The organism is Paenibacillus ihuae, from assembly GCF_001368795.1.
Lineage (GTDB): Bacteria > Bacillota > Bacilli > Paenibacillales > Paenibacillaceae > Paenibacillus_AQ > Paenibacillus_AQ ihuae.
The window spans coordinates 295127-304503 of record NZ_LN831201.1 but is presented as its reverse complement, the minus strand read 5'-3'; the positions used below and the strand labels follow the sequence as shown (position 1 = coordinate 304503).

Annotated in this window: 6 protein-coding genes and 1 pseudogene; 6 read left to right on the top strand and 1 reads right to left on the bottom strand. The window is 51.2% G+C overall.

The window, feature by feature from the left end:
* Positions 1–599, bottom strand: a 599-nt coding sequence (locus AQR02_RS25790; protein ID WP_159067843.1) for a hypothetical protein, incomplete at its 3' end; no start/stop codon positions are given.
* Between the two features lie 288 nt (positions 600–887).
* Between AQR02_RS25790 and AQR02_RS25785 the strand changes: the two genes are divergently transcribed.
* The 6 genes and pseudogenes from AQR02_RS25785 to AQR02_RS34900 form a co-directional block, all read left to right on the top strand.
* The gene (locus tag AQR02_RS25785; RefSeq protein WP_082452078.1) at positions 888–4430 is read left to right on the top strand and encodes a PAS domain-containing hybrid sensor histidine kinase/response regulator; all 3543 of its coding nucleotides are present in this window, start codon (positions 888–890) and stop codon (positions 4428–4430) included.
* The gene (locus tag AQR02_RS25780; RefSeq protein WP_054943224.1) at positions 4427–5044 is read left to right on the top strand and encodes a C39 family peptidase; all 618 of its coding nucleotides are present in this window, start codon (positions 4427–4429) and stop codon (positions 5042–5044) included. The genes AQR02_RS25785 and AQR02_RS25780 overlap by 4 nt, the downstream gene beginning before the upstream one ends.
* A gap of 101 nt (positions 5045–5145) precedes the next feature.
* Positions 5146–7104 carry a type I pullulanase gene (pulA, locus tag AQR02_RS25775; protein WP_054943223.1) on the top strand — a complete coding sequence of 653 codons (1959 nt, stop codon included), beginning with the start codon at positions 5146–5148 and terminating at the stop codon, positions 7102–7104.
* A 247-nt stretch (positions 7105–7351) separates the two neighbouring features.
* The gene (locus AQR02_RS25770; RefSeq protein WP_054943222.1) at positions 7352–7678 is read left to right on the top strand and encodes a PadR family transcriptional regulator; all 327 of its coding nucleotides are present in this window, start codon (positions 7352–7354) and stop codon (positions 7676–7678) included.
* Between the two features lie 4 nt (positions 7679–7682).
* Positions 7683–8654, top strand: a complete 972-nt coding sequence (locus AQR02_RS25765) for a permease prefix domain 1-containing protein (RefSeq protein WP_054943221.1) — start codon at positions 7683–7685, stop codon at positions 8652–8654.
* A gap of 245 nt (positions 8655–8899) precedes the next feature.
* Positions 8900–9377: pseudogene (locus AQR02_RS34900) on the top strand (glutamate synthase); the annotation flags it as partial.

Below are 9377 nucleotides of genomic sequence, written 5' to 3'. Positions count from 1 at the left end.
GATTTGATGGTGGTCTGGGGGCTGTCGATGCCGGCTAAGGTTTTGCGTGCTGCAGCAATCTTTCGGGTGCGCTCCTCTTTGGCAGCCTTTAGAAGGGCTTCTTTGTCCCGGATCTCCTGGCGGGCGATTTGGACGGCAATTTTCATGGCCTCCGCCTGTGTGCGCAGCACGGAATTCAGCGTCTTGTCCTTAAGTCCCTTCAACAGGGTGATCCGGTTATTAAGCGCACTATATTGATCAAAGAGAGGCTGATAATGCTGCTTAGCGCTGCTGACCGCAGAGGTGAGCTTGGCCACAACAGCCTGATCGATCTCTTTGATCTGGTTCCGGACCACAAGCAGTGCTTGTGCGTTGCTCTCATGCAGGATACGGATCTGTTCTTGACGGCTCTCATACTGTGCAGTCTGGGCAGAGAGTTCACTGTACTGGCTTTTCAGCTTGACTCTGGCTGAGGATTCAGCAGTGGCAGCAGTCAGCTCAAAGGCGGCCTGAATAGAAGGTGTCAGTACAGCAGCAGTGGCGTTTGCTGCACCGGCTGTGGTGAATAAAGACACCATAAGCATCAGTACTGCAGGGAATGTCTTCATAAGCTTGTTCAACTTGGGATTCTCCTCCTGTCGTCACTATTGTCCGCAAACGGCAAAAAGCACCCGTAAATAAAAGGCCAATAAGCCTTTATTACGGGTGCTTCCATCGTAATTGGTTAAATATGTGATATTAACCAACACTCTAAATGAACCGCAGAGAGCCGTCAACATTTAAAATTCGTAGTTTGCTTTCCGAAGTTGCGCTGAACATTTCTTCCGACTTCCTCTTATCGTATACTGGTAGAAGTACAACTGAGAGTCTGCACAGAGCTGGCTCATGATGAAGGGGGCCCCTATAAAATGAACTACTTGGCAGAGAACTGCAGTATTCTGGATCAAGCATTCATGATGTCTCCAGTAGGAATGGCTGTATGGGCCATAGAGGCGGACAAGTGGATTAAGGTTAACTCCGCGCTTTGCAATATTCTGGGCTGTAGTAGGTCTGATTTTCTTGAAGGAGCTTTGTGCAGCGGTAATCATACATCGCAGGCGGAGCTGGAAGGATTGTCTCTGGCAGGGAGCATTGATGGGCAATCGTTCCCGCCGGGTGCTTCTGTAGTAAAAGAATTGAGATTTCACAACCGTGCCGGACGCCCTGTATGGCTGTCTCTTACGCTTGTCCGTCCAGAAGAAGGACAGGCCTTCCCGCATATTATAGTTTATGCCATGGATATTACCGACAGGAAAATCGCTGATCAGCTGACCGTAGACAGCCGCGATTTATACGATTTATTTATAAAAGATGATCAAAGCATTATATCCTTTACCCAGCCCGACGGCATCCTGAGCTTTATTTCACCTTCTGCGAAGAAGCTGCTCGGCTATGAGCCTGAAGAGCTGATCGGCAGAAACCGCCTGGAATTCTTTCATCCGGATGATGTCGCAGGCCTGCATAAGCCGTTCGAGGGACTTCTGCAGAATGATACGTATACCCGCCGTCTCCGCCACAAGGAAGGGCATTATATCTGGTTCGAAACCTCTTTTCATGCTATCCGGAATGAGCAGAATGAAATTACGAGAATTATGGGCATTGGCCGGAATGTGACGAGCCGCAAACAGAATGAAGAAGCGCTCGCCGAAGCGCAGCGGGTTGCAAGAATCGGCTCCTGGACCTGGGATTTAGTCAAAAGCAAGCTGGCCTTCTCGGAGGAGCTGCGGCGTATTTTGCATTATAGTGTAGGTCCAACCGATGTGGATTACCAGACGTTCGCAAAGCTGGTCCATCCGGAGGACCTGGGTTATCTGTATGAGAATGTAGAGCTGGCACTGAACCATGGAGAATCCAGCGAAGCTACCTACCGGCTGGTCCTGCCTGACAATACCCTGCTTGCGGTAAATATTCAGTCGGATGTGATCTATAGTCCGGAAGGGAAGCCTGTCAAGCTAATCGGCATGATGCAGGATATTACCGAGCGGCAGCAGATGGAGCAGCAGCTCAGGGAGAGCGAACGCAATTTCCGGCTGATGTCAGAAAATTCACTGGATCTGATTTCGCGACATACGGTCGATGATGTCGTCTTTTTGTATTGCTCCCCGGCCAGCCGTACTTTACTTGGTTACGAGCCCGCAGAAATGATCGGTACCAGTGCTTATGACTATCTGCACCCTGACGATCTGCCGATGATCCAGGAGAAGTTGACGATAAATAAGGCAGCCGGATTCATTCCGCCGATCTCTTACCGGTACCGCCACAAAAACGGCAGCTACATCTGGTTCGAGACGAACAGCAAGTACATTTTTGATGAGCAGGGACAGGTCGTGGAGATTATTGCCGTCGCCAGAGATATTACGGAGCGGAAGCAGTTCGAGTCGAGGTTGCAGGAGAATGAGCAGCGTTACAAATCGTTGTTTGAGTACAATCCGTCTGCGGTATATTCGATGAACCTGCAGGGGGATTATTTAACCGCGAATGCTATTTTGGAGAAATTGTCCGGCTACTCCATGGAAGAGCTGATCGGTAATTATTACGGGCCGCTCGTGCATGAAAAGGACATTGAAAAGACAAATTATCATTTTTCTATGGCCTGCCAGGGATTCCCGCAAAGCTATGAGCTCACGCTGATTCATAAAGACGGACATCTGGTGGAGATCAATACGGTCAATATTCCGATTATAGTCGATGACGAGGTTGTCGGTGTCTACGGGATTTCACGCGACATTACCGAGCGCATCCGGTATACCGAGCAGATTGAGAAGTTGAGCAATGATTATACCCTGATCCTCAATGCAGTCTCCGAGGGCATATTTGGCCTTGATACGGAAGGAAGGATAACCTTTATCAACCCTGCCGGTGCAGATATGCTGGGCTTTGCCTATGGCGAGATTATGGGACGCCCTTATCTTGGCCATATCCAGCAGACAGCACGGGACGGCATCTATTCCCGGCCAGAGGAATCCCCGTTGATACGGGCTGTCCAGACCGGGGAATCCCTTTCAAGCAAGGATACGGTGTTATGGCGGAAAGACGGATCAAGCTTTTTGGCTGAATACCAGGTCACCCCTCTGTTTGATAAAGGAGAGCGCATTGGTGCGGTTGTCGTCTTCCGGGATAACACCAATGAGAAGGAGATTATCCGCGCTAAAGAATCGGCAGAGAAGGCGGATCAGGCCAAATCGGAATTTCTGGCCATCATGAGCCATGAGCTGCGGACTCCGATGAATGGCATTATGGGCATGACAGACCTGCTCGCTGAGACAGAGCTTGACGAGGAACAGCGTGGATACGCCAATATTATCAGTGAGAGCAGTGCCTCCCTGCTGTATATTCTGAATGAAATTCTGGATTTCAGTAAAATTGAAGCCGGAAAAATGACGCTGGTGCATGAGCCGCTTAGCCTGGAAGGGGTCATGGAAAGTGTCACTGAGCTGTTCCTGCCCAAAGCCAGGGAAAAAAACATTGAGCTGAGCTGCCGGATAGACCCCGATGTACCGGAGCTGATTATGGGGGATGCAGCCCGGCTGCGCCAGGTCTTGGTTAACCTGGTCAGCAATGCTGTTAAGTTTACCGATACGGGGCATGTTTCTATTGCTGTAGGGACGCAATTCTGTCCTAACCGGCGCAAGCTGACCCTGAAATTTAGTGTCCAGGATACAGGGATTGGCATTCCGTCCGAGAAGCAGTCCCTGTTATTTCAATCCTTTTCGCAGCTGCATCCGGCAATTAACCGCAAATACGGAGGTACCGGACTTGGACTTTCAATCTGCAAGCGGCTGGTTGAGCTGATGGGCGGGGCAATTACCGTGGACAGCAGAGAAGGGGAGGGCTCCAATTTCTATTTCACGCTGCCTATTGATATTGACAGTGACCCGGATGAACATGCTGAGGAAATGGTAAGGCCGGAGGAGAAGGAACCGGCAGGCCAAAGTGGAGAGGACACCGGCAGCAACCTGTACGCATTGCCGGAGTCGGTGGAGGGAACGATCCGGTTAGCCGGGGGCCTCCCTTTTGCAGAACCAAAATACGGTCCGCTGCGGATATTGGTTGCCGAAGATCATCCGATCAACCAAAAGCTGCTTCTGACCATGCTGCAGAAAAGAGGCTACAACGCCGACCTCGTAGAAAATGGAGAACAGGCGCTCCAAGCGGTGCAGCAGCAGGACTATGATCTTATCTTTATGGATGTGCAGATGCCGGTGATGAGCGGGCTAAGTGCAGCGGCCCGGATTAGTAGGCTGCCTGTAACCGGCAGCCGCCCCTATATGGTAGCTGTAACTGCCTACACCAGACCGGAGGATCGGGAGAAGTGTCTGGCTGTAGGTATGGAGGGTTTTATCAGCAAGCCTTTTCTCGCTTCCGACATTGAACGTATACTGCGGGAGCGGCAGGAGAAGATATCCCTATGATACAGTCACTGCTAAGCCGCCGGATTCCCGCAGAGCCCTATACACAGTGGGAGCCGGGTGTTCGTTCACCCGGCTCGGCCTGCGGGCCTGCCACTATGGCAGCGTTAATGGAATATTGGCACACGCGGCAGGGTGCAGCCTTTATTCCTGGAATGAGGCATTTTGACACCAAAGCAGCACATATAAATAACATATACAGCCGTCACGGCGGAAGGCCTTGGGGCATGAGTGCGCGCAGCTTCACCCGAGGCATCCATGCATATCTCAGGTCTGCTGCCGGGAAGGACGGCCATAACGGATGGCAGCACACTGTAACCGTCTTTAATGATATGGAGCGGTATACAGCTGAGATTGATGCAGCAAGACCGGTAGCACTCAAGTTTGACAAATGGTTCAGCTTCCGCTGGCAAGGGGATTTTGCCTACAATTATCACTGGGTTCTGGGGATCGGCTATGAAAAGTCTGCTGGCGGAAAAGGGCCGGTGCTCCTTGTTCACGATAATGGACTCCGCCTTAGGGACGGCGGTTACCGCCCGGGGCAGGAGCGGCGTATTCCTTATCTTCCCAATCAGAATATCATCACAATGGTAGCATTGGACATAACCCGGGGGTAGCCATTGTGTCTGAGCGGGTAAAAACTTTGTACAAACGTTTGCGCAAAATGGATAATGGCGCTATAATTCCAGTTATTAAAGGGTAAAGGAGACAGGTTGCCTTGTCCGTACAAAAAGAAATGAAAGAACCTATTTATTATGGTGATCCGGCGGCCACGGACGGAATCTCCGTGTTCGATCAGGATTTTGATGATCTTTTCAGTTATGATGGCGATGATCTTGGCCTAAGCTATACTCCTGTGCAATCCGCCTTTTGCCTATGGGCACCCACTGCATTAGAGGCAGAGGTTGTACTCTATGAGTCATCGCAGGAAGCTGAGGGAGAACATTTGCCTATGACCCGGGATGTGCGCGGGGTCTGGAGGCTGACGGTTGCCGGAGACTTGGACGGGAAGTTCTATACATACCGGGTGCGTGTCGGGGGGCAGTGGAATGAAGCGGCAGATCCATACGCCAGGGCTGTCGGAGTCAACGGAGACCGGGGCGCAATTCTGGATTTACGCAAGACTGACCCTGAGCGTTGGACTGACGAGAAGCCGCCTCTGGCCGATCCGGTCGATGCTGTAATCTACGAGCTTCATTTGCGTGACTTATCCGTCCATCCGGCGAGCGGCATTACCCATAAGGGACAATATCTTGGCCTGGCGGAAGAGGGCACCCGCGGCCCGGGCGGAATTCTTACCGGACTTGATCATATTGCCGGCCTCGGGGTAACGCATGTGCAGCTGCTGCCTATCTACGACTATGCTACAGAAAGCGTCGATGAGACCAGGCTCAGCCAGCCCCATTATAACTGGGGATATGATCCGAAGAATTACAATGCGCCGGAGGGTTCTTACGCCACCGATCCTTATGTGCCGGGCGTACGCATCCGCGAATTGAAGACTATGATCCAGGCGCTGCATGACCGCGGTCTGCGGGTGATTATGGATGTGGTCTACAATCATGTATATGATGGGTTCCGCGTCAATTTCACCAAGCTGGTTCCCGGCTACTATCTGCGCTATAAGCCGGACGGCAGTCTGTCTAACGGGTCGGGCTGCGGCAATGATGTCGCCAGTGAACGGCTGATGATGTCCCGTTTTATTGTAGAATCCGTCCTCTACTGGGCCAGAGAGTATCATATCGACGGCTTCCGCTTTGATCTGATGGGACTGATTGATATTGAGACGATGCAGGAAGTCCGCCGCAGATTGGATGAGATCGATCCTTCGATCCTAACGATCGGCGAGGGCTGGATTATGGACACGGAGCTTGACCCTTCGCGGCTGGCCAGCCAGAGTAACGCTGATGTGCTGCCGGGCATCGGGCATTTTAACGACGGCTTCCGCGATGCAGTGAAGGGTAACATCTTCCGGTATGAGGAGCCGGGGTTTATCGGCGGCAAGGGTGGGCTTGAACAGGCCGTGAAGACAGGGATTACCGGCGGAGTAGTGTACGGTCAAGCTACAGGACAGTTTGCTGACGAGCCGCAGCAGTGTGTGAACTTCGTGGAATGCCATGATAACCATACGATGTGGGATAAAATCGTGCTGTCCTCAGAGGGGATAAGCGATTCCCGCCGTGAAGCGATGCACCGCCTTGCCTCGGCCATGGTGCTGACGAGCCAGGGGATTCCGTTTGTTCACGCCGGACAGGAGTTCATGCGTACTAAGGATGGGGTTGAGAACAGCTATAAGTCGCCTGTTGAGATCAACCGCATGGATTGGGAACGCTGCGCTGCGCATACCAGTGATGTCGCTTATATGAGACGGCTAATTGCTTTGCGCAAGGCGCATCCGGCCTTCCGTCTGCGCACTGCGGAAGAAATCCGCAACCGGCTCATCTTTGAGCGGTCGCCGGCCGGTACGGTCGCCTACACGCTGCGTGATCATGCCGGAGGAGACTCTGCTAAGCACTTGTATGTGCTCTATAATGCGAATCCGGACGGAGCTTCGCTGAGCCTGCCTGCCCTTGGAGAATGGAGCATCCTGTTCGGGGATGAGCTGGTCACGGGTGTTGCCGGAGATAAGCTGGCAGTCCGGGGACTTGGAATGGTTGTATTGGCTGTGCAGGCTTAACAGCACCGCTTGCTATGTGCTTTGCCGGATAAGAAACGGATACCACCCCTGAAAGGGAGGGTATCCGTTTCTTTTTGCATTTTATCGGCCAATATGTGTAAAAAGTACTTCACCTGTCGTAGTAGATGTGCTACACTTCAGTTACTACGACAGATGAAGTAATAATTGACCGCGAAAAGCTTTCGAAGTAAGTTTTGCGAAGTGATCCAATGAAGCCTATGCTACAAAACTTTTAGGAGGACGAACCTTGATCAGCAGTGATGTCATTCGGGGATACAACGATACGATTATCCTTTACATGCTCCTCGATGGGGAATCCTACGGATATGAAATATCCAAGAACATCAGGAAGCTGTCGGACGAGAAATACATTATGAAGGAGACCACGCTATATTCGGCATTCACCCGGCTGGAGAAGAACGGATATATTGATTCCTTTTTTTTGGATGAAACGTTTGGCAAAAGACGCACCTATTACCGGATTACTCCGCTGGGTCTGGCCTATTACCGTGAGAAATGCGAGGAATGGAAGGTCACGCAGGAGGTCGTCAATAAATTTATAAAGGAGCTGTAATGAGATGGATACCATTACCGGATATTTGAACAATATGTTCGCCGCTCTGCCCAGAACTGAGCAGACCTACAAGCTGAAGCAGGATCTGCTGTCGAGCATGGAAGACAAGTATTACGAACTGAAGCAGGACGGGAAATCGGAGAATGAGGCGGTAGGCATTGTCATTTCCGAATTCGGCAATATCGATGAACTGATGGAGGAGCTCGGCATCGCTGTGGAGGGAGCAGATTCACCGCTTCCGCAGCTGGCTCCGGAAGATACCTGGAGCTACATGGCTGCCAAAAAGAGAGCCGGATTCATGGTGGGACTTGGCGTGATGCTGTGCATCGTCGGCCCAGCTTTACTGATTCTGCTTAATACTCTTGCGGAATACGGTTTTCTGCAAGGGGTTATTTCTGGGGATACAGCCGGAATCCTTGGTGTGATCATTCTGCTTGTACTGGTGGCTCCAGCCGTCGGACTATTTATTTACAGTGGTACGGTGTCGGAGAAATATAAAGATTTGCAAAAGGGCTTTACCCTGCCGCATTTTTTGCGCGCCGAAATTGAGCAGCGCAGCAGAGCTTTCACTCCCACATACACCCTTTCTCTGACTATGGGGGTATGCCTGTGTGTGCTGAGTCCGGTTCCGGTCATTACCTGGTCGATGATTAATGACGACGCTACCGCTTATGGTGTGGTCCTTCTGCTGGCACTGGTGGCATTGGCTGTTTTTCTGTTCATTTACTACGGAAGTATCAAGGATAGCTTCAAGTTCCTGCTCAAGGAAGAAGAGTATACTGACATCCCGGAAAAGAAAGAAGAAAACCGTATCAAGGGGTCCATTGCAGCCATTATCTGGCCGCTGGCCGTATGTATTTTTCTGATCAGCGGCTTTGTATTTGAACGGTGGGACATCAACTGGGTAGTGTTCCCGGTTACCGCTCTGCTGCTGGAAGTATTCAGCGCTGCTTATAATGCGTTTAAAGCCCAATAAAGCATCTCCAGACCGCTTTGCCCATTCCCAGGAATTTTATCTAAAAAAGTGACATTGCTCATTTAGGCGATAGTGGATAAATGATAATATTAAGGCATTTCAATCTAAGAAAGATCCTAACAGGTACTGTGAAGGGGCGGAAATCCGTCACATCACAACTTCTTGCTTTGCTGCTTTACAGTGACAAATAACTAGTCGGTGACGGAGAGTAACGGCCAATCAGAGAAACTCGGAGGATGACAGGAATGGGTAAAACAACCGGATTTTTAGAGTATCAGCGGCAGGCTCCTGCGGAGTGCGAGCCTTTAGAACGCATTAAGAACTGGGATGAATTTGTAATACCAATGGATGAAGAGAAGCTGAAGGAGCAAGGGGCCCGCTGTATGGACTGCGGAACACCATTCTGTCATGTGGGGCGTCTGCTCTCCGGGATGGCATCCGGCTGTCCGCTGCATAATCTGATTCCCGAGTGGAATGACTTAGTATACCGCGGCAACTGGCAGGTTGCCTTGAAGCGCCTGCATAAGACCAATAACTTTCCGGAGTTTACAGGACGTGTCTGTCCCTCGCCTTGCGAAGGGGCTTGCACCGTAGGACTGAACGGCAAGCCGGTAACCATCAAATCCATTGAGCGGTCGATTGTAGATAGAGGTTTTGCTGAGGGCTGGATCGTTCCTGAGCCTCCTTTGGTCCGTACAGGCAAGAAGGTAGCCGTAGTCGGCT

Excerpts from the sequence above, each read along its gene's own strand:
- AQR02_RS25785 (WP_082452078.1), top strand. The coding sequence starts at position 888 with ATGAACTACTTGGCAGAGAACTGCAGTATTCTGGATCAAGCATTCATG.
- AQR02_RS25780 (WP_054943224.1), top strand. The coding sequence starts at position 4,427 with ATGATACAGTCACTGCTAAGCCGCCGGATTCCCGCAGAGCCCTATACA.
- AQR02_RS25765 (WP_054943221.1), top strand. The coding sequence starts at position 7,683 with ATGGATACCATTACCGGATATTTGAACAATATGTTCGCCGCTCTGCCC.